The sequence below is a fragment of the Inquilinus sp. 2KB_23 genome (assembly GCF_052115705.1).
GTDB lineage: Bacteria > Pseudomonadota > Alphaproteobacteria > DSM-16000 > Inquilinaceae > Inquilinus > Inquilinus ginsengisoli_A.
In genome coordinates this window covers 163,957-188,674 of the sequence record NZ_JBFRHF010000015.1, presented here as the reverse complement: position 1 = coordinate 188,674, position 24,718 = coordinate 163,957, and the positions used below count along the sequence as shown (strand labels likewise).

At 70.6% G+C, this 24,718-nt stretch carries 20 protein-coding genes and 1 pseudogene; 10 read left to right on the top strand and 11 right to left on the bottom strand.

Going from position 1 to position 24,718, the window contains the following annotated elements; translation table 11 throughout:
- The 3 genes from AB4112_RS20285 to AB4112_RS20275 all read right to left on the bottom strand — a co-directional run.
- On the bottom strand, nucleotides 1–3,522 hold a 3,522-nt coding region (locus tag AB4112_RS20285), incomplete at its 3' end, for a beta strand repeat-containing protein (RefSeq protein ID WP_441722605.1).
- A gap of 258 nt (nucleotides 3,523–3,780) precedes the next feature.
- On the bottom strand, nucleotides 3,781–5,655 hold the full coding sequence (locus tag AB4112_RS20280; protein WP_441722602.1) for a calcium-binding protein: 1,875 nt from the start codon (nucleotides 5,653–5,655) through the stop codon (nucleotides 3,781–3,783).
- Between the two features lie 196 nt (nucleotides 5,656–5,851).
- A complete protein-coding gene (locus AB4112_RS20275) occupies nucleotides 5,852–6,745 on the bottom strand; it encodes a LysR family transcriptional regulator (protein ID WP_441722599.1) in 894 nt (297 codons plus the stop codon).
- Nucleotides 6,746–6,853: 108 nt separating this feature from the next.
- On the opposite strand from AB4112_RS20275, the gene AB4112_RS20270 reads away from it, so the two are divergent.
- A complete protein-coding gene (locus AB4112_RS20270; RefSeq protein ID WP_441722596.1) occupies nucleotides 6,854–7,570 on the top strand; it encodes an NAD(P)H-dependent oxidoreductase in 717 nt (238 codons plus the stop codon).
- Entirely contained in the window at nucleotides 7,567–8,205 is a 639-nt protein-coding gene (locus AB4112_RS20265) for a short chain dehydrogenase (RefSeq protein ID WP_441722593.1), read from the top strand. The genes AB4112_RS20270 and AB4112_RS20265 overlap by 4 nt, the downstream gene beginning before the upstream one ends.
- 34 nt (nucleotides 8,206–8,239) lie before the next feature.
- On the opposite strand, the pseudogene AB4112_RS20260 reads toward AB4112_RS20265, so the two are convergent.
- From AB4112_RS20260 to AB4112_RS20245, 4 genes and pseudogenes are all read right to left on the bottom strand, one after another.
- Nucleotides 8,240–8,584: pseudogene (locus tag AB4112_RS20260) on the bottom strand (endonuclease domain-containing protein).
- A gap of 86 nt (nucleotides 8,585–8,670) precedes the next feature.
- Nucleotides 8,671–9,627, bottom strand: a complete 957-nt coding sequence (locus tag AB4112_RS20255) for an isoaspartyl peptidase/L-asparaginase family protein (protein ID WP_441722590.1) — start codon at nucleotides 9,625–9,627, stop codon at nucleotides 8,671–8,673.
- A 13-nt stretch (nucleotides 9,628–9,640) separates the two neighbouring features.
- Entirely contained in the window at nucleotides 9,641–10,459 is an 819-nt protein-coding gene (locus AB4112_RS20250) for a M55 family metallopeptidase (protein WP_441722587.1), read from the bottom strand.
- Nucleotides 10,459–11,493 carry a DmpA family aminopeptidase gene (locus AB4112_RS20245; RefSeq protein ID WP_441722584.1) on the bottom strand — a complete coding sequence of 345 codons (1,035 nt, stop codon included), beginning with the start codon at nucleotides 11,491–11,493 and terminating at the stop codon, nucleotides 10,459–10,461. The genes AB4112_RS20250 and AB4112_RS20245 overlap by 1 nt, the downstream gene beginning before the upstream one ends.
- A 152-nt stretch (nucleotides 11,494–11,645) precedes the next feature.
- On the opposite strand from AB4112_RS20245, the gene AB4112_RS20240 reads away from it, so the two are divergent.
- The 4 genes from AB4112_RS20240 to AB4112_RS20225 all read left to right on the top strand — a co-directional run bounded on the left by AB4112_RS20240 (nucleotide 11,646) and on the right by AB4112_RS20225 (nucleotide 16,455).
- The gene (locus tag AB4112_RS20240) at nucleotides 11,646–13,019 is read left to right on the top strand and encodes an aminotransferase family protein (RefSeq protein ID WP_441722581.1); all 1,374 of its coding nucleotides are present in this window, start codon (nucleotides 11,646–11,648) and stop codon (nucleotides 13,017–13,019) included.
- Nucleotides 13,016–13,516, top strand: a complete 501-nt coding sequence (locus tag AB4112_RS20235; RefSeq protein ID WP_441722578.1) for a GNAT family N-acetyltransferase — start codon at nucleotides 13,016–13,018, stop codon at nucleotides 13,514–13,516. The genes AB4112_RS20240 and AB4112_RS20235 overlap by 4 nt, the downstream gene beginning before the upstream one ends.
- Entirely contained in the window at nucleotides 13,513–14,802 is a 1,290-nt protein-coding gene (locus tag AB4112_RS20230) for a M20 family metallopeptidase (protein ID WP_441722575.1), read from the top strand. Before AB4112_RS20235 ends, AB4112_RS20230 begins: the two co-directional genes overlap by 4 nt.
- A gap of 279 nt (nucleotides 14,803–15,081) precedes the next feature.
- Complete coding sequence (locus AB4112_RS20225; protein ID WP_441722572.1) at nucleotides 15,082–16,455, top strand: amidase; 1,374 nt, start codon at nucleotides 15,082–15,084, stop codon at nucleotides 16,453–16,455.
- Between the two features lie 226 nt (nucleotides 16,456–16,681).
- On the opposite strand, the gene AB4112_RS20220 is transcribed toward AB4112_RS20225, so the two are convergent.
- The 4 genes from AB4112_RS20220 to AB4112_RS20205 form a co-directional block, all read right to left on the bottom strand.
- Nucleotides 16,682–17,464 (bottom strand): class II aldolase/adducin family protein, encoded by a 783-nt coding sequence (locus AB4112_RS20220; RefSeq protein WP_309793271.1) that lies wholly within the window; start codon nucleotides 17,462–17,464, stop codon nucleotides 16,682–16,684.
- A 12-nt stretch (nucleotides 17,465–17,476) separates the two neighbouring features.
- Nucleotides 17,477–18,433 (bottom strand): D-isomer specific 2-hydroxyacid dehydrogenase family protein, encoded by a 957-nt coding sequence (locus AB4112_RS20215; protein ID WP_309793270.1) that lies wholly within the window; start codon nucleotides 18,431–18,433, stop codon nucleotides 17,477–17,479.
- Nucleotides 18,430–19,437, bottom strand: coding sequence for an ABC transporter substrate-binding protein (locus AB4112_RS20210; RefSeq protein WP_309793268.1), 1,008 nt, complete (start codon nucleotides 19,435–19,437; stop codon nucleotides 18,430–18,432). The genes AB4112_RS20215 and AB4112_RS20210 overlap by 4 nt, the downstream gene beginning before the upstream one ends.
- A 278-nt stretch (nucleotides 19,438–19,715) precedes the next feature.
- Nucleotides 19,716–20,312 (bottom strand): nitroreductase family protein, encoded by a 597-nt coding sequence (locus AB4112_RS20205; protein WP_309793266.1) that lies wholly within the window; start codon nucleotides 20,310–20,312, stop codon nucleotides 19,716–19,718.
- 344 nt (nucleotides 20,313–20,656) lie between these two features.
- Between AB4112_RS20205 and AB4112_RS20200 the strand changes: the two genes are divergently transcribed.
- The 4 genes from AB4112_RS20200 to AB4112_RS20185 are packed head-to-tail and all read left to right on the top strand — an operon-like array spanning nucleotide 20,657 to nucleotide 24,593.
- Nucleotides 20,657–21,460, top strand: a complete 804-nt coding sequence (locus AB4112_RS20200) for an ABC transporter permease subunit (RefSeq protein ID WP_441722567.1) — start codon at nucleotides 20,657–20,659, stop codon at nucleotides 21,458–21,460.
- A gap of 5 nt (nucleotides 21,461–21,465) precedes the next feature.
- Nucleotides 21,466–22,308 carry an ABC transporter ATP-binding protein gene (locus AB4112_RS20195; RefSeq protein WP_441722564.1) on the top strand — a complete coding sequence of 281 codons (843 nt, stop codon included), beginning with the start codon at nucleotides 21,466–21,468 and terminating at the stop codon, nucleotides 22,306–22,308.
- Nucleotides 22,309–22,311: 3 nt separating this feature from the next.
- Nucleotides 22,312–23,481: an acyl-CoA dehydrogenase family protein gene (locus tag AB4112_RS20190; protein WP_441722561.1), complete on the top strand. Its 1,170-nt coding sequence runs from the start codon at nucleotides 22,312–22,314 to the stop codon at nucleotides 23,479–23,481.
- 20 nt (nucleotides 23,482–23,501) lie between these two features.
- The gene (locus AB4112_RS20185; RefSeq protein WP_441722558.1) at nucleotides 23,502–24,593 is read left to right on the top strand and encodes an LLM class flavin-dependent oxidoreductase; all 1,092 of its coding nucleotides are present in this window, start codon (nucleotides 23,502–23,504) and stop codon (nucleotides 24,591–24,593) included.
- The last annotated feature ends 125 nt before the right edge of the window (nucleotides 24,594–24,718 follow it).

The window sequence follows — 24,718 nt, the reverse complement described above, 5'->3', positions numbered from 1 at the left end:
GCTGAAGGCGGTGTCGCCATTGGCCGAATTGCCGTCGGCGTCGATCGCCGAGAGGTCGATATGGTCGCCGGTGGTGAAGTCGTAGATGGTGTCCTTGCCCGCCGACGCCACGGTGCTGTCGGCGATGGCGGTGTAGACGAAGCTGTCATTGCCGGCCCCGCCCTGCAGCAGGTCGGCGCCGATGCCCCCCGTCAGSACATCGTCGCCGGCCCCGCCCGACAGGGTGTTGGCAGTCTCGTCGCCGGTCAGCACGTCGTTATGGGCCGACCCGGCGAGGCTCTCGATCCCGGCCAGGGTGTCGCCCTGGGCGTCGCCGCCCACGCCGGCGCCGCCGGCCAGGCTGATCGTCACCCCGGCCGCCGAGCTGGCGTAGCTGGCGGTGTCGATCCCCGCGCCGCCGGTCAGGGCATCCGCGCCGGCCGCGCCTTCGAGCACATCGTTGCCGTCGCCGCCATCGATCTGGTCATTGCCGGTGCCGCCATAGAGCCCGTCATTGCCGGCATCGCCGAAGATGATGTCGTTCTCGCTGCCGCCATCGACCGAGTCCGCGCCGGTGCCGCCATGGATGGTGTCGATCCCGGCGCCGCCGACGAGGCGGTCATTGCCGTCGCCGCCATCGAGATTGTCGTTGCCGTTCTCGCCATTCATGGCGTCGTCGCCGCCATTGCCGACGAGGGTGTCGTTACCGTTCTCGCCGCCGATCACGTTGCGGCCGTTGTCGCCGCTGAGGTGATCGTCGTTGCTGGAGCCATAGAGGTTCTCGATGTTGGTCAGCACGTCGCCCTGCGCGTCGCCGCCGGAGGCGGTGTGGGCGAGCAGGTCGACGGTCACGGCCGAAGCCGAGCCCTGGTAGTTGGCGAAGTCCGACCCGGCACCGCCGTCGAGGACATCGGCGCCGGCCCCGCCACGAAGAGTGTCGTCGCCGCCGCCGCCGGCCAGCGCATTGGCGAAGCCATCGCCGAACAGCTTGTCGGCCGAGGCCGAGCCGGTGACGTTCTCGATCGAGAACAGCGTGTCGCCCTGGGCGTCGCCGCCCGTGCCGGTGCCGAGCCCGAGGTCGATCACCACCCCGGCCGACGAGGTGCTGTAATCCGCCGTATCGATCCCGGCGCCGCCGCCGACCCGGTCCGCCCCGGCCCCGCCGCGGATCGTGTCGTCGCCGACATCGCCGCGCAGGTCGTTGGCCCCGGCATTGCCGATCAGGGTGTCGTTGAAGGTCGAGCCGATCAGGTTCTCGATCGCCGTCAGGGTGTCGCCCTGGGCGTCGCCGCCCGTGCCGGTCCCGGCCGAGAGATCGACCTGGACGGCCGCCGCGGAACCCAAATAGCTCGCCGTGTCGATGCCGTTGCCGCCCCGCAGCTGGTCGGCACCGCCGCCACCGATCAGCAGGTCGTCGCCGTCCCCGGCGCCGAGGGTGTTGGCCCCGGCATCGCCGGTGAGGGTGTCGGCGAAGGTTGTGCCGAAGACATTCTCGATGCCGGACAGCGTGTCGCCCTGGGCGTCGCCGCCCGTGCCGGTGCCGGTCGCCAAATTGACCGTGACCGCCGCCGAGCCGGTGTAGTCGACGCCATCCACCCCGTTGCCGCCGGCGAGGGCATCGGCGCCGGCCCCGCCATGGAGCGCGTCGTCACCATTGCCGCCGGCCAGTGTATTGGCGCCGCCGTCGCCGGTCAGGGTGTCGTTGAAGCCCGAGCCGACGAGGTTCTCGATCCCGGTCAGCGTGTCGCCCTGGGCGTCGCCGCCCCCGCCGGTGCCGCTGGCCAGGTTGGCGGCCACCCCGACGGTCGAGCTGTCGTAGAAGAGCGTGTCGACGCCCGCCCCGCCGTCGATGGCGTCGGCGCCGGCGCCGGCGTTGATCAGGTCGTTGCCGTTGCCGCCGCTGACGACGTCGTTCCCCGCATAGGAGCGGATGATGTCGTCGCCGTCGCCCCCTGTGAGCGTATTGGCGCCGGCGTCACCGTCCAGGGTGTCGTTGAAGGCCGTGCCGATGACGTTCTCGATGCCGGTCAGCGTGTCGCCCTGGGCATCGCCACCCAGCCCGGTGCCGAGCGCCAGGTTGACCGCCACCCCGGCCGCCGAATTGCCATAGGTCGCCGTGTCGATACCGCCGCCGCCCTGCAGCGCGTCCGCGCCGCCGCGACCCTGCAGCACGTCGTCGCCGGCGCCGCCGTTGAGGGTGTTGGCCCCGGCGTCGCCGTTGATGGCGTCGGCGAAGGCCGAGCCGGTGACATTCTCGATGCTGCTATAGGTATCGCCCCCGGCATCGCCGCCCAGGCCGACGCCGGTGGTCAGGTTGACGTTGACCCCGGCGGCGGAGAAGACATAGGCCGCCGTGTCGCTGCCGTTGCCGCCCTGCAGGGTGTCGGCGCCGACCAGGCCTTCGAGCACGTCGTTGCCGTTGCCGCCGTCGAGGATGTTGTTGACGCCGTTGCCGTACAGGGTGTCGTCGAAGTTCGAGCCGATCACGTTCTCCATGTTGGCGAAGGTGTCGCCGTCGGCCCAGCCCCCGACGCCGACGCCGCCGTTCAGGTTGACCGTGACCGCGGCGGTGGACCCGCCATAGGTCACCGCGTCGATGCCGGCGCGGCCGTCGAAGAAGTTGACCGCGGCGCTGGCGCCGAAGAAATCGTCGAAGGTCGAGCCGAGCACGTTCTCGATGCTGATCAGCGTGTCGCCGTCAGCATGGCCGCCGGACGCGACGCCGTTGTCCAGATTTACGATGACCGCGGCGTTGGAGTTCTCGTAGGACGCGGTGTCGCTGCCGGTGCCCCCGTCCAGGAGGTCGCCCAGCGCCCCGCCCTGGAGGAAGTCGTTGCCGGCGCCGGCGTGGATCGTGTCGTTGCCGCTGGTGCCGATGACGTTGAGGAAGTCGTCACCGAGCAGGACGTCGTTCCCATCGCCGCCGTTGATCGTGTCGTCGCCGCCCAACCCGCCCAGGGTGGAGCCGCCCACGGCGGCGGTCAGGGTGTCGTTGAAATTGGTGGCGATGATGCTTTCGAAATTGGCGAAGGTGGTGCCCGCGGCCCCGCCGCCGCCGATGCCGGTGGCCACGTTGATGATCACGCCCGAGCCGGAGGTGCGGCAGTCGAGGAAGTCCCCGCCGGCGCCGCCGTCCAGAAAATCGGTGCCGCCGCTGATCGAGATGATGTCGGTGCCGGCGCCGCCGCTGAGGGTGTTGTTCCCGCCGTCGCCCCCCAGGATGTCGTTGAAGGCGGACCCGATGATGGCCTCGAAGCCGGTCATGGTGTCGCCCACGGCTTCGCCGCCGAAGGCGGCGCCGTTGATGTTCACCCACACCCCGGCGGTGGCGTTGGCGAAGGTGAGCGTGTCGAAGCCCGCGCCGCCATCCAGGATGTCCTGGCCCAGGCCGCCCGAGATCGTGTCGTTGCCGCCCAGGCCGGTTAGGGTGTCGTTGCCGTCACCGCCATTGATGAAGTCGATACCGTCGGGATTGGCCGGATTGCCCGGATCGGTCCCGGTGAGGACGTCGTTGCCGGCGGTGCCGTTGAGGGTCTGGGTCATCTGAGCCTCCTGCTGAGCGCCTTACCAGGCGATGGCGGTCGATCTTGGGGTCGGCCGGCCGGGCTGAATCGGAATGGCGGGTATTTAGCAGGAATCCCACATAGCCCGTTAGGTCCAGATGGGGTGAATCGATGGTGCCAGATGGCCTCCGGATGGTGCCAGATGCCCCCTATCGATGGGTCCAGATGGCGGTGGCGGGTTGCCGTCATGAAAACGGCCCGGGCGCCCCGCGGCGTCCGGGCCGGTGCCGTCGCGGCGCTACAGCAGGAAATCCGCCGCCGCGAGGGGGTGGTCGGAGAGGACATTGATGGCGAAATCGGCGATGCGGTCGCCATTGGTGTCGGCATAGACCACCTGGACCGCCCCGGCCGTCACGATCCGCAGCTCCCCGGCCTGGCCGGTGAAGGCCCCGGTGCCGAAGGCGAAGGCGGTGTCGCCGTTGCCGCCGTTGCCGTCCGCGTCGATCCCCGACAGGTCGATATGGTCGCCCGTCGAGAAGTCGAGGATCACATCCTTGCCCGCCGACGCCACCGTGCTGTCGGACAGCGCGGTGTAGACGAAGCTGTCGTTGCCGGCGCCGCCCTTCAGCGTGTCGGCCCCGCCGCCCCCGGCGAGCACGTCGTCGCCGGCCCCGCCCGTCAGGGTGTTGGCAATGTCGTCGCCGGTCAGGTGATCGGCCTGGGCCGAGCCGGCCAGGTTCTCGATCCCGGCCAGGGTGTCGCCCTGGGCGTCGCCGCCCAGGCCGGTGCCGGTCGCCAGGCTGACCGTCACCCCGGCCGCCGAGCTGGCGTAGCTGGCTGTGTCGATCCCCGCGCCGCCGGTCAGGGCATCCGCCCCGGCCGCGCCTTCGAGCACGTCGTTGCCGTCGCCGCCGTCGATCTGGTCGTCGCCGGCCCCGCCATAGAGGCCGTCATTGCCGGCATCGCCGAAGACGATGTCGTTGTCGGCGCCGGCATCGATCGAGTCCGCGCCGGTGCCGCCATGGATGGTGTCGATGCCGGCGCCCCCGACCAGACGGTCATTGCCGTCGCCGCCGTCGAGGCTGTCGTTGCCGTTCTCGCCGTTCAGGGCATCGTCGCCGCCATGGCCGATGATCGTGTCGTTGCCGTTCTCGCCGCCGATGACGTTGCGGCCGTTGTCGCCGCTCAGCTGGTCGTCGAAGCTGGAGCCGTAGAGGTTCTCGATGCTGGTCAGCACGTCGCCCTGGGCGTCGCCGCCCGAGACCGTGCCGGCCAGCAGGTCGAGCGTGACCGCCGCGGCCGAGCCCTGGTAGTTGGCGAAGTCCGAGCCATCGCCGCCATCGAGGACATCGGCACCCGCACCGCCATGGAGAGTGTCGTCCCCGGCACCGCCGGCCAGCACATTGGCGTCGGCGTCACCGTAGAGGTGGTCGGCGAAGGCCGAACCGGTGAGGTTTTCGATCGTCGCCAGCGTGTCGCCCTCGGCGTCGCCGCCATGGCCGGTGCCGAGCACCAAATCGACCGTCACCCCGGCCAAGGACCCGGAGTAATCCGCGGTGTCGATGCCGGCATCGCCGACCAGCGCGTCGGCCCCGGCCAGCCCGGTCAGGACATTGTCGCCGCTGTTGCCATGGAGCGAGTCGGCCAGGGCCGACCCGGTCAGGTTCTCGATCCCGGTCAGGGTGTCGCCATTGGCGTCGCCGGCCGAGATCTGCGCCCCGCCCAGGCGCAGGTCGACGGTCACCCCCACCAGGGAATCGACATAGCTCACCGTGTCGGTACCGGCGCCGCCGTCCAGCGTCTCGGCATTGGCGCCGGCGATGATGGTGTCGTTGCCGCCGCCGCCCTGCAGCGACACGGCATCGCCCATCGAATGGATGGTGTCGTCGAAGGCCGTTCCGTGAATCTCTTCGAAGCTGGAGGCGGGCTGGGTCCAATAGAAAGCGATGCGAACACCGTCGGACTGCCGCAGGATGCTGCTGTAGCCGCCCACGTTGTCGTTCAAGAAGATCAGGCCCTGGCCGAAGCCGGAATAATCCAGGAGGTCGTAGCCGTCATAGCCGACATAGATATTGTTGTTGCCGGTGCCGATGACGATGTCGTTTCCGGCGAAGGCGAAGACATTGTCGCCCGGACCATAGGTGAAGTCGTTGTACCCAGACGGGGCGGTCATCCCATCTCCCGCGGCGTGAAAGAAGTCCTTCCCGTCGGTGCCGTCCACGTCCGCCATGCAATGCTCCCAAAAATGCGTGGGACTCGAACCCGGTCCAAAACCCCGCCTTGATACGGGATTCGCAAGATCGCCGCCTAGATTGAATTTGGCGATTATCCGATAGTTCTTCGCAATTGTGGCGTGCAGGCTGGCGGTCCTATCCCGGGCCGCGCAGCGCGTCGATGAAGGCGCGCAGCGCCGGGGGCATCTGCCGCCGGCCGGGGTGGTAGAGGTAGAAGCCCGGGAAGCGCGGCGACCAGTCGTGCAGCACCCGCAGCAAGCGCCCGGCCGCGACATCGGGCCCGGCCTGGCGGTCGAGCAGATAGGCGATGCCGACGCCATCCAGCGCCGCCTGCAGCATCAGCTCGGTGTCGTTGACCACCAGCGGCCCGTCCACCGCCACCGCGAACTCTCGGCCCTCACGCTCGAACTCCCAGCGATAGAGGTCGCCGCCGCCCGGCCAGCGGAAGCGGATGCAGCGGTGCCGGTGCAGGTCCGCCGGCGTCTCCGGCTCGCCATGCTCGGCCAGGTAGCCCGGCGTCGCCACCGCCATCAGCTCCAGCGCGCCGGTCAGCGGCACCGCCACCATGTCGCGCTCCAGCGTCTCGCCCAGCCGGATGCCGGCATCGAAGCGGCCGGCGACGATGTCGGCGATGGTGTCGTCGACCACCACCTCCAGCGTGATGCCGGGGTGGAGGCGGTGGAAGGCGCCCAGCATCGGCGCGATGAACTGGGCGGCGGCGACGCGCGGCACGTTGATCCGCAGCCGGCCGGCCGGGGTGTCGCGGAACCGGTTGACCTCCTCCACCGCCGCGTCGAATTCGCCGAACAGCGGCTTGATCCGGGCGAACAGCCGCTCGCCCGCCTCGGTCGCGGTGACGCTGCGGGTGGTGCGGTTGAGCAGCCGGACGCCCAGCCGCTCCTCCAGCCCGCGCAGGGTCTGGCTGAGGGCGGAGGGCGACACGCCGAGATGCCCGGCGGCGCGGGAGAAGCTTCCCGCCTCCGCCACCGCGGCGAAGGCCTTCAGTTCCGCATAGTCGCTGCCGCGCATTCTCTATCACCAGCTTCAAGACCATTGAAGATTATACACCATTCTCCTCATGGCAAGCCGGCGCCAGATTGGTCCTGCGGGCGATGCGTGCCCGGACCGGAGGCGCCCATGAAGATCTTCATCGTCCATGCCCATCCCGAGCCGCGCAGCTTCAACGGTGCGTTGACGGACACCGCCCGGCGCTGCCTGGCCGAGGCGGGGCACGAGCTGGTGGTCTCCGACCTCTATGCCCTGGGCTGGAATCCGCGCTCCGACCGGGCGAACTTCACCACCGTGCTGGACCCCGGGGTCTTCCGGCAGCAGCAGGAGGAGGCCCATGCCAGCGCGCAGGACGGCTTCGCCGCCGATGTGCGGGCCGAGTTGGACAAGCTGCTGTGGTGCGACGCGCTGATCTTCCAGTTCCCGCTGTGGTGGTTCTCGCTGCCGGCGATGCTGAAGGGCTGGGTCGACCGGGTCTTCGCCATGGGCGCGGTCTATGGCGGCGGGGCCTGGTACGACCGCGGCCGCTTCGCCGGGCGGCGGGCGATGCTGTCCCTGACCGTCGGCGGCCCGGCGACGATGTACGGGCCGGACGGGCTGAACGGCGACATCGACCGGCTGCTGTACCCGATCCAGCACGGCATGCTGCGCTTCACCGGCTTCGACGTGCTGCCGCCGGTGATCGCCTGGCAGCCGGCGCGGGTCGGCGACGAGGCCCGGCAGGCCTATCTCGAGCAGTACCGGCAGCGCCTGCTGGCCCTGGCGACGACCACGCCGCTGCAATTTCCCAGCATCGACGATTACGACCCCGAGACCTTCACCCTGAAGACCGGAGTTGCCGCATGAGGGTCATCGTCATCGGCGCCACCGGCACCATCGGCTCGGCGGTCGCCGCCGCCCTGGAGACCCGGCACGAGATGGTGCGGGCATCGCACCGCGGAACCCCGGCGGTGGACATCGAGGATCCGGACTCGATCACTGCGCTGCTGCAATCCGTCGGCGAGATCGACGCGGTGGCGTGCTGCGCCGCCAGCGCCCCGATGGCCTCGCTGGTCTCGGCTTCGGATGCCGCGTTCACCCAGGGGCTGCAGGGCAAGCTGCTGGGCCAGGTGGCGCTGCTGCGCCGGGCGCTGCACCATCTGCGCGACGGCGGCTCGGTGACCCTGACCAGCGGCGCCTTCGCCCGCCCGACCCCGGACGCCGCCTTCGGGGCGCTGGTGAATGCCGGGATCGAAGCCTTCGTCCGGGCCGCCGCGGTCGACCTGCCGCGCGGCCTGCGGGTCAATTGCGTGAGCCCCGGCTGGGTGCGCGAGACGCTGCTGGCGATGGGCCTGGACGGCGCCGACGGCACACCGGCGGCCACGGTGGCGCAGGCCTATGTCGCGGCGGTGGAGGGGACGATGACCGGGCAGGTGATGCGGCCGGGGGCCGTTCGGAACTCATCACTTCTTGTCCCCCCTCCCCTTGCGGGAGGGGGGTAGGGGGAGGGGGTTGTCGATGCCAGAGCCGAACGCCCTATGGTTCAACACCTCGTCCTCCCAACACCTCCGCGATCGCCTGCACGACGCCTGTCAGCTCACGCATGACCTGGTCGTTGGAGAAGCGCATGACGCGGAAACCCTGACCTTACAGCCAACACGTTCTCCGCGCATCGGCATCGACGGTCAGCTCGTGTGACGGCCCGTCGACCTCAATCACCAACCGTGCCGAAAGTCAGATAAAATCGACGATGTAACGGCCGAGCCGGTATTGGCGTCGGAAGCGAACGCCGCCGACGCGCTTGTCCCGCAACTGGTGCCACAGCAGTTGCTCAGCATCGGTCTGGTTGCGTCGCAAGAACTGGACGTGTTGATCGATCATCGGCGCGTTGCCTCGAAAACCCCCTCCCCCTGCCCCCCTCCCGCGAGGGGAGGGGGGACCCAATTGGTGGCACCGCGATACCCGCCCTACCCCACCCGGAACTCTTCCCGATGGATCGCCGTCCTCAGCCGGCCGTCGGCGCCGACCACGCCGCGATACATGCCTTCGCAGTTGAACGGCAGCGCGACGTTGCCCTGGGCATCGACCGCGATCAGCCCGCCGGAGCCGCCGATCGGGCCGAGCAGGTCGAGCACCACCCCGTCCGCCGCCTGTGCCAGGTCCTGACCGGCCCAGCGCATGCGGGCATCGATCTCGTGCCCGGCGGCGTAGCGGATGAAGAACTCGCCATGGCCGGTGCCGGAGACGGCGCAGGTGGCGTTGTCGGCCCAGGTGCCGGCGCCGATCCCCGGGCTGTCGCCGATGCGGCCGGGGGTCTTGCCGGTCATGCCGCCGGTCGAGGTGGCGGCGGCCAGGTTGCCGGCGGCGTCGCAGGCCACGGCGCCGACCGTGCCGTGCTTGCGGGCCTGGTCGCCATCGTCCGGCAGCGCCAGCCGGCGGCGCTCCAGCTCCTTTTGCAGGGCGTCCCACCGGGCGTCGGTGCGGAACCAGGACGGGTCCTTGTGCTCCAGCCCGGCGTCGCGGCAGAAGCGGCGCGCCCCCTCCCCGGCCATCAGCACATGCTCGGTCCGCTCCATCACCGCGCGGGCGGCCAGGATCGGGTGGCGCGGGCCGCAGATGCCGGCGACCGCGCCGGCCCGGCGGTCGCGCCCGTCCATCACCGCCGCATCCATCTCGTTCTCGCCGGCGCTGGTGAACACGGCGCCGCGCCCGGCGTTGAACAGCGGGTCGTCCTCCAGCGCCATCACCGCGGCGGTGACGGCGTCCAGCGCCGAACCGCCGGCGGCCAGCACGTCATGGCCGGCTGCGAGGGCGGTGCGCAGCCCCTGGTGGTAGGCATCCTGCCGCTCCGGCGTCATCGACGCCTTCAGGATGGTGCCGGCGCCGCCATGGATCGCCAGCACGGCGCGGGTTGGGTTGCTCATGAAAGCCTCGGGTTCAGCGCAAGAAAGCAGTCATCGCGGAGACCGCATTCATCCAGCGGATGGCGTCGGCGACGCTGGCGGCGGGGAACGCCACCGTGACCCCGTCGCGGCGGTCGGCCGGCGGCAGGGTGGCGGCGAGATCGGCCAGGGCCGGGCCGCCCATCTCCAGCTCCAGCGTGTAGGGGCCGTCGATGCGGAAGGGCGAAATGGCGCCGGCGCGGCGCACGGCGCGGGCCGCGCCCTCCCGCAGGGCGGCACGGGCGGCGGCGACCGGCAGCGACCGGGCGGCGCGGTTGCCCAGGGCCTGCTTGACCTGGACGAACTCCGCCTGGGGGAAATGATCCCGCAGCTCGGCCACGCAGCGGTCGTCGCCGGAGACCAGCGCCACCGGCACACCCAGGCTGCCGGCATGGGCGCCGTAGATCCCGGCCTCGCCCAGCGGCCGGCCGTTCAGCCGCACCGCGCGGAAGGCGAAGCCGTTGGTGGTGTGGGCCAGCACCCCCTCCTCCGACGCCCGGGCGTGGTATCCCAGGCAGAACACCGCGGCGTGGCCGGCATCGAGCCCGCAGAACATGTTCAGCGGCTTGGGCTTGCCCTGGATCAGCTCCGCCGCCGGGTGCAGCAGGTCCGGCAGCAGGTTGGTCATCGGGCCATGGGCGTCGTTGACCAGGATCTCGGTCGCCCCGCCCTCCAGCGCGCCTTCGATCGCGGCGTTGACCTCCTCGGTCATCAGCCGGCGGGCGCGTTCGTATTCGGCATTGCCGGGCTGGCCCTGCAGCGGCGAGACCACGCCGGCCACGCCTTCGATGTCGGACGAGATGTAGATCTTCATTATGCGCCTTCCTGTATCAGCCAATCCGCCAGCGAGGGCCGGGAGTGTCCGCTTCGGCCGATGGTGGCGCCGGCGGCGCACAGCGCGTTCAGCACCGCCTCCTGCGTCGCCTCGGCCGCGGCCTGGAACAGCCGGTCGATCCGGGCCTCGTTCAGCACCCGGATGCCGACGAGGTCCTGCTTCTGGTCGTGATCCACCGGGTCGGCGGTGGAGATCCCCAGCGCGATGTCGCCGCTGCCATGGCCCCAATAGGCGCCCAGCCGGGCCAGGCCGGCGCCGCAGCGCCGGGTGACGCGCTGCAGCTGCCGGTGTTCCAGCGGCACGTCGGTCGCGAGGATCACGATGACCGAGCCCTTTTCCGCGGTCGGCTCGGTCGGCGGCGTCGGCCGGCGGCCATCGGGCAGGACCAAATCGCCGGCCCGGCCGAAATTGGCCAACACCAGCACGCCGAGATGGAAATGGGTGCGGTCCAGCTTGATCCGGCGCGACGAGGTGCCGATGCCGCCCTTGAAGCCGAAGCTGCTCATCCCGGTGCCGGCGCCGACCGACCCCTGGCCCACCCGGCCGTCGCTGGCGGCGTCGATCGCCTCCAGCGCATCGGTCTCGGTCACCGCCATCGCCTGGATGTCGGACAGGAAGCCGTCATTGCATTCCAGCACGACTGGATTCACGGTCGCGGTCTCGCGCCCGATGTCGGGATTGGCCGCGATCGCGGCGCGGACCAGCGCATTGGCGCAGGTGCCGACGGCGAAGGTGTTGGTCAAGAGGATCGGGGTCTCGACCGTCCCCAGCTCCGCCACCTGCATCAGGCCGGTGCTCTTGCCGAAGCCGTTGATGATCTCGACCGCCGCGCGGGGCTTGGCTCGGTACAGGTTACCCGTATGCGGCAGGATGGCGGTGACCCCGGTCAGCACCGCGCCGGTGTGCAGGGTGAGGTGGCCGACCCGCAGCCCGGGCACGTCGGTGATGGCGTTCAATTCCCCGGTCGGCAGCGTGCCGCAGACGAGGCCGAAGTCACGGGCCGGGCGGGTCATCGTCGCATCCATCGGCGGCGTCGGATCCTGCTTCTGTCCCATCCGGCCGGCCGGCTGTAAAGCGGCTTCGGCGCAGGGCGGTCAGGCGGCGGCTCGACCCGCATCCGAATCCCTGACACCCTCGGCCGGCACAGGGGATGAGAGTCGAAGTCATGACCAGCGAGCACCGGGGGCTGGGGTCGAACGGCGCCCCGTCCCACCTGTTCTACCAGACCCGCCAGCGCCGGCCGCTGGTCGACCGGGCCGAGGGCATCTACATCTGGGCGCAGGACGGCCGCCGCTTCATCGACGGGTCCAGCGGCGCCATGGTCGTGAACATCGGCCACGGCAACCCGGTGGTGCTGGAGGCGATGCGCCGGCAGATGGAGAAGGCCACCTTCGCCTACCGCCTGCATTTCGAGAACGAGGCGTCGGAGGCGCTGGCGGCTAAGACGGTCGAATACACTTGGCCGGGCATGGACAAGGTGTTCTTCGTGTCGGGCGGGTCGGAGGCGGTGGAATCCTGCCTGAAGATGGCCCGGCAATACGCCGTCGCCACCGGCCAGGCCAGCCGCACCAAGGTGATCTCGCGCTTCCCCGCCTATCACGGCAGCACGCTGGGGGCGCTGGCCGTGACCGGCTACACCGCCCTGTCGGCCCCGTTCACGGCGATGATGCAGGAGATGCCGAAGATCCCGGCGCCGACCGCCTATCTCGACCGCGACGACCTGACCATGGAGCAGCGCGGCCTGCGCTATGCCGACATGCTGGAGGCCGAGATCCAGCGCCAGGGGCCGGACAGCGTGCTGGCCTTCATCATGGAGCCGGTGGGCGGCGCCTCGACCGGGGCGCTGGTGGCGCCGGACAGCTATTACGGCCGGGTGCGCGAGATCTGCGACCGCCACGGCGTGATCCTGATCTATGACGAGGTGATGAGCGGCGCCGGCCGCACCGGCAAGTTCCTGGCCGCCGAGCACTGGCCGGCCCGGCCGGACCTGATCGCCCTGTCCAAGGGCTTCGGCTCCGGCTATGTCCCGCTCGGCGCCATGGTCGCGCCGGACCGCATGGTGCAGCCGGTGCTTGAGGCCGGCGGCTTCCAGCACGGCTACACCTATGCCGGCAACCCGCTGGCCTGCGCCGCCGGCCTGGCCGTGCTGGGCGAGATCGAGCGGCTGGACCTGGTCGGCAACGCGGCGCGGATGGGCGACCTGCTGAAGGCGCGGCTGACCGGGCTGATGGACCGCTATCCCTTCATCGGCGACGTCCGCGGCAAGGGTCTGCTGCTGGCGGCGGAGCTGGTGGCCGACCGCGACAGCATGCAGGTGCTGCCGAAGGGACTGAACGCCTATGACCGGGTGGTCGAGCTGGCCTATGAGCGCGGCCTGATCATCTATTCCCGGCGCACCCGCGGCGGCACCGAGGGCGATCATGTCCTGGTCTGCCCGCCGATGATCGTCACCCCGGCGCAGATCGACGAGATCATGGCCATCCTGACCGACACGCTCGACGCCCTGGCGGCCGAGCTGAACCTGCCGGTCGCGGCATGACGGCTTCCGCTGTCATCCGCCCCGCCGTCCCTGATGACGCCGAGGCGATCCACGCCATGCTGCTGGACCTCGCCCGCGGCCTGGGCTTCGCCGACAAGATCCGCAGCACCCCGGACAGCCTGCGCCGCCACGGCTTCGGCCCCGCCCCGGCCTTCCATGCCCTGATGGCCGAGCGCGACGGGGCGCCGGTCGGCACCTGCCTGTGGTTCGCCCATTTCTCGACCTTCCGCGGCGAGCCCGGGGTCTATGTCCAGGACCTCTACGTCGCGCCGTCGGAGCGCGGCACCGGCCTGGGCCGGCGGCTGCTGGCCGCGGCGGCGGCGGCAGGCCGGGTGCGGGGCGCCACCCATCTGCGGCTGTCGGTCGAGGCCGACAATGACGGCGCCCAGCGATTCTACGCCGCACAGGGGTTGCGGTGGCAGGACACGGAGCGGATGTTCCTGGTCGACGGCCAGGCGTTCGGGGCTTTGGCGACGGCGGCGGAGGACGCGCAATGACCATCGATGAGACGCTGCTGGGCGAGATCCGCGCCGCGGTGGCCGACCGGCGCGAGGAGACCATCGCCTTCCTCAGCGACATCGTCGCCGAGCCCAGCCTGCTGGGGCAGGAGAAGGGCGCCCAGGACCGGATCGAGGCGGAGTTCCGGTCGCTGGACCTGGCGATCGACCGGTTCGAGCCGGACCTGGAGGAGATCCGCACCCTGCCCGGCTTCTCGCCCACCATGCTCGACTCCTATGCCGGGCGCGAGAATGTCGTCGGCCTCCACACGCCGCGCGAGATCAAGGGCCGGTCGCTGATCCTGAACGGCCATATCGACGTGGTGCCGACCGGGCCGGAGAGCCTGTGGACCACCCCGCCCTTCCAGCCGACGATCCGCGACGGCCGGGTCTATGGCCGCGGCGCCGGCGACATGAAGTCCGGCATCGCCGCCTACTGCGCCGCGATCCATGCGCTGCGGGCGCTGGGGCTGCAGCCGGCGGCGCCGGTGTTCCTGCAATCGGTGATCGAGGAGGAGTGCACCGGCAACGGCGCCCTTTCCTGCCTGGCCCGCGGCTACAAGGCCGATGCCGCGGTGATCCCGGAGCCGTTCGACCAGAGCCTGCTGGTCGGGCAGCTCGGCGTGATGTGGCTGACAGTGCGGATCACCGGCAAGCCGGCGCATGTGCTGGACACCTCCGCCGGCATCAACGCGATCGAGGCGGCCTACGCCCTGTTCGACGCGCTGCGCGGGCTGGAGGCGGAGTGGAACGAGCCGGCGCATCGCCACGCGCTGTACCGCGACCATGTCCACCCCGTGAACTTCAACCTCGGCCGGATCGAGGGCGGCGACTGGGCCTCCAGCGTGCCCTGCACCGCCGCGGTCGACATCCGCGTCGGCTTCTATCCCGGCATGACCCTGTCGGCGGTCAAGGCGGCGCTGGAGGGCCGGATCGACCAGGCCGTGCGTGAGCGTCGCGAGCTGAAGGGCGCCACCGTGGCGGTCGAGTACCGCGGCTTCCAGGCCGAGGGCTGCGTGATGGCGACCGACACGCCGCTGATGACCACCCTGTCGGCGGCGCATCAGCGGATCGCCGGCGCGCCGATCGCGACCATGGCGTCGACCGCCACCACCGACGCCCGCTTCTTCGAGATCTATGGCGGCATCCCGGCGACCTGCTACGGCGCCGTCGGCGGCGGCTATCACGGCATCGACGAATGGGTGTCGATCGACAGCATGATGCAGGTGGCCGAGGTGCTGGCCCTGTTCGTCGCCGAATGGTGCGGGCTGGAACAGCGGCCTTAGACGGGCACGGCTGCACTCAAGAGAGCGGCAACCGGCTGGAGAATTCCAGAGCGATGCCGCCTCCGTCACCTGTCATGCCACGGCTTGACCGTGGCATCCAGGGGCGGCCAGAGCGGTGCTTGATGGCCCCTGGATTGCCCGGTCAAGCCAGGCAATGACAGATGGGTTAGAGGCCTATCCACGGAAACGTCCGGCTTGCGCAAAACCTATATCGACAAACCGGCCGGCGGCTGGTCGAGTGCACGCTTTGCATCCGGCCGCCTGGGAAAGTCGACGCGCATGGACACCGACCGCCTCTCCGCCCTCTCCGCCGCCGCCATCGGCCGGCTGTACCTGGCCGGCGAGACCGACCCCGTCGCCGTCACCGAATTCTTCCTCGACCGCATCCGCAGCTGCCCCGACCAGGCGGTCTTCATCTCCCTGACCGCGGACCGCGCCCGGGCAGAGGCTGCGGCGAGCGCCCGGCGCTATCGCGCCGGCCGGCCGCTGGGGCCGCTGGACGGCGTGCCGATCGCCTGGAAGGACCTGGTCGACCTGGCCGGCACCACCACCACCGCCGGCGCCGAGGTGCTGCGCAACGCGCCCCCGGCCAAGGCCGACGCACCGATCGCCCACAGCCTGGCCCAGGCCGGCATGGTCAGCCTGGGCAAGACCAATCTGAGCGAATTCGCCTATTCCGGCCTGGGGCTGAACCCGCATTACGGCACCCCGGCCAACCCGTTCGACGCGGTGACGCCGCGGGCGCCCGGCGGGTCGTCCTCCGGCTCCGCCGTCGCGGTGGCGCGCGGCCTGGCGCCCTGCGCCATCGGCACCGACACCGGCGGGTCGGTCCGCATCCCCGCCGCCTTCAACGGCTTGGTCGGGCTGAAGACCTCGGAAGGCCGGATCGACAAGACCGGTGTGTTCCCGCTGTCCCGCACCCTGGACACAGTCGGGCCGCTGGCGCGGACGGTGGAGGACTGCATCCTGCTGGACGCAGCGCTGCGCCGCGCCGTCGCCACCGACATCCGCCGCGGCGACCTGGCTGGGCTGCGCATCGTGGTACCGGAGAATGTGGTGTTCGACCAGGCCGAGGACGGCGTCATCGCCAATTTCGAGCGGGCGCTGGCGACCCTGGCCGCAGGCGGCGCGCGGATCGAGCGGCGGCGGATCGCCATCCTGGACGAGGTCATGGCGGTCGGCGCCGCCCGGGGCGCCCTGACCGCAGCGGAGGCCTACGTCCTGCACCGCGACCTGATCGAGGGGCCGGACGCCGAGCGGGTCGACAACCGCGTGGTCTCGCGCATCCTGGGCGGCAAGCGGATGTCGGCCTATGACCTGCTGGCGATCCAGGAGATGCGGCAGCGACTGAAGCCGGCGATGGTGGCCGAGCTGGACGGCGCGCTGCTGGCGATGCCGACGGTGCCCCATGCCGCGCCGGAGATCGCGGCGCTGGAGGCCGACGTCGACCTGTTCCATCGCACCAACGTCCGCACCCTGCGCAACACCATGATCGGCAACACCCTCGACCTGTGCGGCCTGGCGCTGCCGACCGGCCGGGACGGGCGCGGCCTGCCGACCAGCCTGCTGCTCAGCGCCCCGGCCGGGGCCGAGGCCCGGCTGCTGTCCGCCGGCCTGGCCGCCGAGGCCGCCGGCATCGACCAGCACGCCTGACCGGCCGCAAATCGGAAGGCCCAGCCGCGACGTCGGTCCCGGCCGGGCCTTCCCCCTCCCCCGTCCCCCCGACGGGAGCTGGAGACCTGGAATATTGAACTCGATTTTTTACTGTCATTGCCGGGCTTGACCCGGCAATCCAGAAGATGTCGACAGTCTCTGGATGCCCGGATCAAGTCCGGGCATGACAGTTTAAATTGAACGCAACGCGAAAGAGGCCGGCCGGTCAGTCCAGCAGGTCGGGCTCGGCCGCGACGATCCAGTCCCACAGCGGCTTGAAGCTGAGGGCGCCGCCGGTCGGGCCGCCAACCCGGTCATAGGTGAACTTCGCGGTCTCGTGGTCGAGCACGATCGGCTTGCCCGCGGCCTCGGCCAGCAGCTGGGTCTGGGCGGCGTTGTCCATCGCCAGGTACCACCACGCCGCCGCCTCGACCGACGGGCCGGCGGTGAGGAAGCCGTGATTCTGCAGGATCAGCGCCTTCCTGGCCCCCAGCGCCCGGACGATGCGCTCGCCCTCCTCCGCCTCCAGCACCACGCCGTGGAATTCGCCGTAGAGGCCGTGGTCGCCGTAGAAGCTGCAGGAATCCTGGGTGATCGGGTCCAGCGTCCGGCCCAGGGTCGACCACGCCTTGCCGTAGGTCGAATGGGTGTGGGCGGCGGCGATCACATCCGGCCGCGCCTTGTGGATGGCGGCGTGGATGACGAAGGCGGCCTCGTTGATCGGCTGGTCGCCCTCGACGATCTCGCCATGCTCGTTGACCAACTGCAGGTCGGAGACGCGGATCTGGCCGAAATGCTTGCCCAGCGGGTTGACCCAGAAATGGTCGGTCCATTCCGGGTCGCGGGCGGTGATGTGGCCGGCCAGGCCCTGGTCGAAGCCGCGCCGCGAGAAGATGCGGAAGGCGGCGGCGAGGCGCTGCTTGCGGTGCAGCCGCTCCGCCGCCACCGAGTCATGGCGCGGCAGGACGAAGAAGTCGCGGGCACGGGCGGCGACGGTGGCTGAGCTCATGGGGGAAATCCTTCAATAGCCGCGGGCGGGGTCGACCAGGTCGGCGAGCGGCGCCCCGGCGACATAGCGGTCGAGATTGTCGAGCACCTTGCGCGCCAGCCGCTCATCGCCGTCCGGTGCGCTCCAGGACACATGCGGGGTCAGTCGCACCCGCGGATGGGTGTAGAGGGGATGGCCGTCCGGCAGCGGCTCCGGGTCGGTGACGTCGAGCGTGGCGGCCGCCAGCCGGCCGTCATCCAGGGCCGCGACCAGCGCCTCCTGGTCGATCAGCCCGCCGCGGGCGATGTTGACGAGATGCTGCCCCGGCTTGACCCGGGACAGGATGTCCCGGTCGATCAGCTTCGCCGTCTCCGGCGTCAGCGGCACCGCCAGCACCAGATGGTCGGCTTCGGCGACGAGGTCCTGCAGGCTCCAGGCCGAGACCACCGAGGGATCGCCGGTGTCGGCCCCGCCGCGGCGCAGCGCCGTGACCCGCAGGCCGAAGGCCTGGGCGCGGCGCGCCACCGCCCGGCCGATCGAGCCGAAGCCGACCAGCCCGAGCGTCTTGCCCTCCAGCCCGCCGAGCGGCGCCTGGCGCCAATCCGCGGGGCCATAGACCCGCAGCTCGTCCAGCCGCTTCTCGTGCAGCAGCACGGCGGCCAGGACGTATTCGGCAATCGGCACGGCGTTGATGCCGCGGCCGCAGGTGACCGACGGGCCGTCGAACAGCCAGGACGGGAACCAGTCGACTCCGGTCGAGGTGACCTCGATCCAGCGCAGCCCGAAGGGCCAGCCGCGCGGCGGCGCGGCGGGCGCCTTGAACCAGCCGGCGGAGGGCCGGGTCAGCAGCACCTCGGCCCCGTCGGGCACGTCCCAGGGCGGCGCGTCGGAGGCCGACCGCAGCAGCTGCGGCCGCGAGGCATGGCTGGCGACCCGACCGGTCACCGCATCCGGCAGGTGCGAAACGATGCGCGGCACCCGGGCGATCATGCGCTTTTCGCCAGGAGCGCGTTGAAGCGGCGGTCGAACAGCGGCGCGACATCGACCGGGCCGGGGATCAGCCCGAGCTCGATGAAGGTGTCGGCGACCGCCTGGACCGAGGCGACGGCGTCGTCGGTCACCGGCCGCAGGTCGTTGGGCTGGCTGGCGTTGCGCAGCTGGCTCAGCACGATGTCGCGCGGCACGCCGATGGCGCCGCTGAAGATCGTCGCCCAATCCTCGAGATGCGCCTGCTGCCAGGCCCAGGCCCGCTTCATCCGCAGGAGGTAGTCGCCGATCGCGGCCGACAGCGCCGGGTCGGCCAGCGCCTCTTCCCGCGCCGCGTAGATGTAGTTGCCGGAGAGATAGCCGTTGGCGGTGACCAGCACCCGCGCGCCCGAGGCGGCGATGGTGATCGGCACGGAATAGCCGTAGATCGCCCAGGCGTCGATCGCGCCCTGGTCGAAGGCGGCGCGGCCGTCGGCCGGGGTCAGCGGCACGCCGGTGATGTCGCCGAAGGACAGGCCGGCCGCCTTCAGGATCCGCGCCAGATAGTACTGGGTGGTGGTGGCGCGGACATAGCCGACGCGCTTGCCGGCGAGGTCGGCCGGGGTGCGGATCGGGCTGTCCTTCGGCACCAGCACGACCTGGTTGTTGACGTCGTCGGCGATGATCGCGACCGCCTTGATCCGGGCGCCGGCGACCGCGGCGAAGACCGGCGGGATCTCGCTCATCGACCCGACATCGACCGCGCCGGCGTTCATTGCCTCGACGATGACATTGCCCGAGGCGAATTCGCCGAAGGTCACGGCATAGGGCGTGTCGAGCTGACCGGCGGCGCGCAGCAGGTTGTCCTCACGCCCCTTGTACTTCGCCGCCCGCACCGTGACCCCGGCGAAATCGACCGGCGCGGCGGCCCGGGACAGGCCGGGGATCGCGGCCAGCGCGAGCAGGCCGGCCCCGCCGGCCAGGAGTGAGCGGCGGGATACGGGGACAGCGGGGGCGAAGGGCGGCATGGCGAGCCTTCGAGGAGAGAGGTGGAGGCCTGCCGGGCCGGTGGCCGCAAGCAGGGCGATGTGGACAGGAGAATATATCAGTCATAAACAGTCAAATAGAAATTAATAACACTATTAGTAGGTTAAATGTACTTTCCTCCAATTTGTCATGCCGCGGCTTGACCGTGGCATCCAGGGCGGCAAGAGCCACTCTCGATGGCCCCTGGATTGCCCGGTCAAGCCGGGCAATGACAAAAAGAGTGAGTTCCGCCACGGCCAAACGCTGACCGGTCGTTCGGTCAATCGCCGCGGAAAGCGCCTTCGGAGACGATGCTGGCCAGGGGGTTGCGGCCGCTGGGCACCTCGCGCGCCTGCAGCTTCTCCGGCAGGGTCGCCTTGTCGCCGATCCGGCCGATCGCGATCACCGCATCGACCCCGTAATTCGCCGGAACGCCCAGCAGGTCGCGGGCCTTGGCGCCGTCGAAACCCGCCATGCCATGGGTGTGCCAGCCGGACAGCAATGCCTGCAGCGCGAAGTTCGACCAAGCCGCGCCGGCGTCGAAGGAATGGGTCGGCAGCTGGGTCTCGCCCTTGCCCGGCTGGTCGAAGCTGGCCTTCGAGGTCACCACGATCAGCGCCGCGGCCTGGTGGGCCCAGCTGCGGTTCCATTCGCTGAGGATGTCGAGGAAGACCGGCCAGCGCTCGGTGTCGCGGCGGGCGTAGATGAAGTGCCAGGGCTGCGAGTTGAAGGCCGAGGGCGCCCAGCGCGCCGCCTCGAAGAAGCGCAGCAGCTCCGCCTCCGGGATCGCCTCGGGCGTGAAGGCCCGCGGCGACCAGCGCCGCAGGAACAGCGCGTCGATCTCATGCTCGGCCACGCGGCCATTCGGACTGGTCATGTCGGCTCCGGCGGGTCGCTCCCGGGAATCGGCCCAGGGATCGGATAGGGATAGGGCACGGGGAGGCTGGCCGAAAGGCCGTTTCCCGCACGGGAAAACTACACTCAAGACCACAATTTTGTGTTGAATAGGTCGCACCACTGCCATGCAGCAGGCGCTTCCGGCTCGCGACACGCCCCACTATCGCGGCCTGCCATTCGCGATATCAACAGCTTATATAATACATAAATAATATGTTATTGTAACCAAAATCACATTGACTTCAACACGCCATCCGACAATATGGACAGACGCAGCGACGGGTCGCCCGTCATTCCCCCATGTCGTGGCAACAGGACACCGCCTTGGCCACCCTCTCCCTGTCCCAGGCTTCCGGTGCGGTCACGGGCCGGATCGACCGCTTCCGCCGCTTCATCCCGCCGCTGGTGATCATCCTGCTGTGGCAGGCCGGCTCCTCCGTCGGCTTCATCCCGGCGCGCTCGATCGCCTCGCCGGCCACCATCATCGTCACCTTCTGGTCGCTGCTCGCCTCCGGCGAATTGCTGCAGCACCTGCTGGTCTCGCTCGGCCGGGTCACCGCCGGGCTGGTGATCGGCGTCTCGACCGGCACCGTGCTGGCCCTGATCGCCGGGCTGTCGCGCCGCGGCGAGGACCTGGTCGACGCCACCATGCAGATGCTGCGCACCCTGCCCTTCCTGGCGCTGGTGCCGCTGTTCATCCTGTGGTTCGGCATCGGCGAGACCCCCAAGATCGCCCTGGTGGCGCTGGGTTCGGCCTTCCCGATCTACCTGACCCTGTTCGCCGGCATCCGCAGCGTCGACGCCAAGCTGGTCGAGGCGGCCAGCGTGTTCGGCCTGTCGCAGCGCGAGCTGGTGCGCCAGGTGATCCTGCCGGGCGCCCTGCCCTCGGCCCTGGTCGGCTTCCGCTATTCGCTCGGCACCGCCTGGCTGAGCCTGGTGATCGGCGAGCAGATCAACGCCTCCAGCGGCATCGGCTACCTCGTGATGACCGCGCGCGACTTCCTGCGCACCGACATCATCTTCGTCGGGCTGATCGTCTACGCGCTGCTCGGCCTCGGCGCCGACCAGCTGGTCCGCATCATCGAGCGCAGCGTCCTGCGCTGGCGCCCCAGCTTCGTGAAGGAGTGAGCCCTGTGCCCCTCTCCGCCGCCCTTCATCGCCCCACCGCCGAACCGATCGAGGCCACGCGGCCTGATGTCGTCCGCATCCGCGGCCTGACCCGGTCCTTCGGCGGCCCCAACATCCTCGACGGGCTGGACCTCGACATTGCCGACGGCGCCTTCGTCGCCCTTTTGGGCCGCAGCGGCTCCGGCAAGTCGACGCTGCTGCGCACCCTGGCCGGCCTCGACCCGGCCCCGGCCGGCACCGTCACCGTGCCGTCCGAGCGCACCGTGGTGTTCCAGGAGCCGCGGCTGCTGCCGTGGAAGAGCGTCTGGCGCAACGTCGCGCTGGGCCTCGGCGGCAGGGACGCGCATGACCGCGCCGTCGCCGCGCTGCAGGAGGTCGGGCTGTCGCACCGCGTCGACGCCTGGCCGCTGACCCTGTCGGGCGGCGAGGCCCAGCGCACCGCCTTGGCCCGGGCGCTGGTGCGCGAGCCGCGCCTGCTGCTGCTGGACGAACCCTTCGCCTCGCTCGACGCCCTGACCCGGCTGAAGATGCAGGGGCTGGTCGGGTCGCTGTGGCAGACCCACCGTCCTGCCGTGCTGCTGGTCACCCACGACGTCGACGAGGCGCTGCTGCTGGCCGACCGGGTGCTGGTGCTGGCCGATGGCCGCATCGCCACCGACATTCCGATCACGCTGGATCGGCCGCGGCGCCATGGCGACCCTGGCTTCATCCGGCTGCGGGCCAAGCTGCTGGCCGATCTCGGGGTCGACGAGTTCGAGGGCGACTTCACCGCCCAGGCCCCGGCCCGCCCGCCCGCCGGCCGTGCGGCCTCGGCCGGCGTCGCCGTTCCCTCGCCGGCCGGCGCCTAGGCGATGGCCCGACCGGACCCGCCGCTGCGCAGCATCGACGCGCCGCCGAGCCTCGCCGAGACCGTCGCCACCCTGGCCGCGGAGTTCGCCGTGACCGCGGCGGAGCATGACCGCAGCGGCGCGTTCCCCTTCGCCAATTTCGATCGGCTGGCCGAGGCCGGCCTGTTGTCCCTGATCACGCCGCGCCGCTTCGGCGGCCAGGGCGGCGGGCTGCAGGACGCCACGCTGGCGGTCGGCGGCATCGCCCGGGGCGAACCGTCGACGGCGCTGGTGCTGTCGATGCAGTACCTGCAGCACGCCTCGATCGAGGAGCGCGGCTGGCCGGCGCATCTGGCGGAAAAGCTGGGCCGCGAGGCCGCCGCCGGCGTCTCGGTGATCAACGCCCTGCGGGTCGAGCCGGAGCTGGGATCCCCCGCCCGCGGCGGGCTGCCGGCGACCATCGCCCGGCGCACGCCGGAGGGCTGGCGCGTTTCCGGCCACAAGATCTTCTCCACCGGCATCCCGATCCTGTCCTGGCTGGCGGTGTGGGCCACCACCGACGAGGCCGAGCCGCGGGTCGGCACCATCCTGGTTCCGGCCGATGCGCCGGGCATCAAGGTGGTCGAGAGCTGGGACCAGCTCGGCATGCGCGCCACCAACAGCCATGACGTGATCCTGGACGACGTGCTGGTGCCGCTGGACCACGCCGTCGACCTGCGCCCGCCCCAGGCCTGGCGCGTGCCGGAGCCGGGCAAGTCGGCCTGGAGCGCGCTGCTGATCGGCGCCCTCTACGACGGCGTCGCCCGGTCGGCGCGCGACTGGTTCATCGGCTTCCTCAAGAGCCGGGTGCCGGCCAATCTCGGCGCCGCCCTGGCCACCCTGCCCCGGATGCAGGATGCGGTCGGCGAGATCGAGGCGCTGCTGGCGGTGAACGCCCGGCTGATCGCCAGCGCCGCCCGCGACGTCGATGACGGAAGGCCGCCCTCGCCGAGCGAGAGCGGGCTGATCAAGCTGACCGTCACCGGCAACGCCATCGCCGCGGTCGAGATCGCGGTGAAGCTGACCGGCAACCCCGGCCTGTCCCGCGCCAACCCGCTGGAGCGCCATTACCGCGACGTGCTGTGCGCCCGCATCCACACGCCCCAGGACGATTCGGTTCGGCTTGCCGCCGGCCGCCTCGCCCTGGGTCTCTGACAGCTTTCGAGGATCCCGCCATGAGCGTCGAATTCATCGGTTTCATCGGCACCCGCGACTTCTCCGAGACCCGGCCGGCGACCGGCCCGGTGGTCGACGTCAACTACATCGAGACCGTGGCGCGGGCGCATGACGCCGCCGGCTTCGACCGCGCCCTGGTCGCCTTCCACTCGACCTCGCCGGAAAGCATCCTGATCGCCGGCCATGCCGCCTCGGTGACCGAACGGCTGGGGCTGATGATCGCCCACCGGCCGGGTTTCACCGCCCCGACCCTGGCGGCGCGACAATTCGCGACGCTGGACCAGCTGACCGGCGGCCGCGTCGCCGTGCACATCATCACCGGCGGCGACGACGCCGAGCTGCGCCAGGATGGCGACTTCCTGACCAAGGATGAGCGCTACGCCCGCACCGACGAGTATCTCGACATCCTGCGCAAGATCTGGACCAGCGACGCGCCGTTCGACCACCAGGGCGCGAACTACCGGTTCGAGCGCGGCTTTTCCGCCGTCAAATCGGTGCGCGGCCCGCACATCCCGATCTATTTCGGCGGCGCCTCGGACGCGGCGATCGCGGTCGCCGGCAAGCACGCCGACATCTATGCGCTGTGGGGCGAGACCCACGCCCAGGTGCGCGAGCTGACCGGCCGGGTGCGGGCCTCCGCGGCGAAGCACGGCCGCCAGCTGCGCTTCAGCCTGTCGCTGCGGCCGATCCTGGCCGACACCGAGGAAAAGGCCTGGGCCCGCGCCGACGCGATCCTGGAGCAGGCGCGCGCGGTGCAGGACAAGACCGGCTACAAGCGCACCGTCGAGCCGGCCAATTCCGGGTCGCAGCGCCTGCTGGCCGCCGCCGCCCAGGGCCCCCGGCTGGACAAGCGGCTGTGGACCGGCATCGCCGCGCTGACCGGCGCCAAGGGCAATTCGACCGCCCTGGTCGGCACGCCGGAGCAGGTGGCCGACGCGCTGCTGGACTATTACGACCTCGGCGTCACCACCTTCCTGATCCGCGGCTTCGACCCGCTGGAGGACGCCATCGACTATGGCCGCGAGCTGATCCCGCTGACCCGCAAGCTGGTCGCCGACCGGGTGCAGGCCAGCGCCAACGCGGCGGAGTAAACGCAACCGTTCCTCATTGTCATGCCACGGCTCGACCGTGGCATCCAGGGGCGGCCAGAGCGGCTCTCGATGGCCCCTGGATTGCCCGGTCAAGCCGGGCAATGACATCAAAAAGGGCAAGCCCG

Coding starts and splice junctions, on each gene's coding strand:
- AB4112_RS20220 (WP_309793271.1), bottom strand. CDS start 17,464: ATGAGCTCAGCCACCGTCGCCGCCCGTGCCCGCGACTTCTTCGTCCTG.
- AB4112_RS20230 (WP_441722575.1), top strand. CDS start 13,513: ATGACCATCGATGAGACGCTGCTGGGCGAGATCCGCGCCGCGGTGGCC.
- AB4112_RS20255 (WP_441722590.1), bottom strand. CDS start 9,627: ATGAGCAACCCAACCCGCGCCGTGCTGGCGATCCATGGCGGCGCCGGC.
- AB4112_RS20265 (WP_441722593.1), top strand. CDS start 7,567: ATGAGGGTCATCGTCATCGGCGCCACCGGCACCATCGGCTCGGCGGTC.
- AB4112_RS20275 (WP_441722599.1), bottom strand. CDS start 6,745: ATGCGCGGCAGCGACTATGCGGAACTGAAGGCCTTCGCCGCGGTGGCG.
- AB4112_RS20240 (WP_441722581.1), top strand. CDS start 11,646: ATGACCAGCGAGCACCGGGGGCTGGGGTCGAACGGCGCCCCGTCCCAC.
- AB4112_RS20185 (WP_441722558.1), top strand. CDS start 23,502: ATGAGCGTCGAATTCATCGGTTTCATCGGCACCCGCGACTTCTCCGAG.
- AB4112_RS20210 (WP_309793268.1), bottom strand. CDS start 19,437: ATGCCGCCCTTCGCCCCCGCTGTCCCCGTATCCCGCCGCTCACTCCTG.
- AB4112_RS20225 (WP_441722572.1), top strand. CDS start 15,082: ATGGACACCGACCGCCTCTCCGCCCTCTCCGCCGCCGCCATCGGCCGG.
- AB4112_RS20235 (WP_441722578.1), top strand. CDS start 13,016: ATGACGGCTTCCGCTGTCATCCGCCCCGCCGTCCCTGATGACGCCGAG.
- AB4112_RS20280 (WP_441722602.1), bottom strand. CDS start 5,655: ATGACCGCCCCGTCTGGGTACAACGACTTCACCTATGGTCCGGGCGAC.
- AB4112_RS20205 (WP_309793266.1), bottom strand. CDS start 20,312: ATGACCAGTCCGAATGGCCGCGTGGCCGAGCATGAGATCGACGCGCTG.
- AB4112_RS20215 (WP_309793270.1), bottom strand. CDS start 18,433: ATGATCGCCCGGGTGCCGCGCATCGTTTCGCACCTGCCGGATGCGGTG.
- AB4112_RS20245 (WP_441722584.1), bottom strand. CDS start 11,493: ATGACCCGCCCGGCCCGTGACTTCGGCCTCGTCTGCGGCACGCTGCCG.
- AB4112_RS20270 (WP_441722596.1), top strand. CDS start 6,854: ATGAAGATCTTCATCGTCCATGCCCATCCCGAGCCGCGCAGCTTCAAC.
- AB4112_RS20190 (WP_441722561.1), top strand. CDS start 22,312: ATGGCCCGACCGGACCCGCCGCTGCGCAGCATCGACGCGCCGCCGAGC.
- AB4112_RS20250 (WP_441722587.1), bottom strand. CDS start 10,459: ATGAAGATCTACATCTCGTCCGACATCGAAGGCGTGGCCGGCGTGGTC.